This is a genomic window from Bartonella sp. AD328YNZD, from assembly GCF_042196425.1.
This window is the reverse complement of the sequence record NZ_JBHIQG010000469.1, coordinates 1-1,511: the sequence shown is the minus strand read 5'-3', so window position 1 is coordinate 1,511 and position 1,511 is coordinate 1. Positions and strand designations below refer to the sequence as shown.

General features: G+C 39.1%; 1 pseudogene. It reads right to left on the bottom strand.

Features of this window, described 5'->3' with window-relative positions:
- Positions 1-1,511: pseudogene (locus tag ACFIO3_RS12885) on the bottom strand (autotransporter outer membrane beta-barrel domain-containing protein); the annotation flags it as partial.

Below are 1,511 nucleotides of genomic sequence, written 5' to 3'. Positions count from 1 at the left end.
GGTTTCTCAAAAACAATGGAGCTGTTATCGAGATTAAGCACAGAAACATCAGAACGAGATCTTTGAGCGATATCAAGCAGATTGCCATCATCATCTTTTTCGTTTTTGCTAATTTTCAATGTCCATGTTGTATCGTTTTTCAGATCAAAACGTACATTTCTGTCTTTAGCAATATTTGCTCTGCCTTCTAGAGTAGACTGATCAGCGCTTAATGTGAAGGTGCCGTTGGAGATCGCTTTAACCTCTTTACCATCCCACAAATCTTTATCTTTCCATGACGTTTTGTCCCAAAAAATACCATCTCCTAATAATACGTCAGCATGGACTTCTGATTTTTTAAGATTGACTGTGCCGATTGATGGAGCAGCAGCATCTTCGATGCTTTTTTCAACAACAGCTCTAATGAAAATTCCTGTGCCATTTTCAGCATGAAGCTCTGTATTGGTCAGATTGATCTCATTACTATGATATTTTTGTGGATCATGCGAGCTATTTGGATTATCATCGGAGAAAGTTGCGAATTGTAAACCGGCAACTTCTGCTGTGGCAGAAACATCTGTCAGATCAATATGTCCACCATTTATTACAACCAGCGCAGCCATTTTTGCTTCTATTTTATTTTTCTTCCCATTCTGAGGAGTGTCGGATTGGGTATCTAGACCTTTAGAATTAGTATCAATAGCGCTATTGCTCGTTTTAATTGTGCTACCTTCAATGACAAAAAGACCAACATCAACATTTTGAATGGTTGTTTTGCCATTGAATTCAACTATACTATCGGGATCCCAAATGTTTACACCAACGGTTGGTTCTTCGGATTCACTACCGGTTATTGTTAAATCTCCGCTAATGATTTTACTTCCACCGTCTGCATAAAAACCTTCATCGACATTTTGAATGGTTGTTTTGCCGGTTAACTGAATTTCACTACCAGAATCCTCTGTCCGTACACCAGTGCTTATTTTGCTGAGATTTTCATTAATTGCTTTACCACCGACTACTGTTAAATTTTCGCTGGTAATTTTGCCACCATTTATTGCTCTAAGACCCTTCAAAATATTATTAATCGTTGCCGTTCCATGCAATTCAATTCTGCTATCGGGACCAAGTGCAAGTGCACCGGTTCCCGCGTCATTCGTTGTTAAAGCTACATCCGTGACATCAATCTGTCCACCATTTCGTGCCTCAAGCCCATGGGTGAATTTTTCAATGGTTATTTTTCCATTTAGTTCAATCTTGCTATTAGGCAGGTTAACTCCTACACCAGTGCTTTCTTCTTTTGCTCCAGAACCGATGAGTGTTAAATCTTCGCTGGTGACTTTACCACCATCAAATGCTCCAAGACCGTTCAAAACATTATTAATCTTTGTATTGCCTTTTAATTCAACTATACTATCAGAACCAAGTGCAAGTGCACCGGCTCCTTTGCCATCTGTTGTTAGAGTAACATCCGTAATTTCAATACGTCCACCATTTTCTGTAAGTAATGCGCCTTCATGTCCATTCAAACT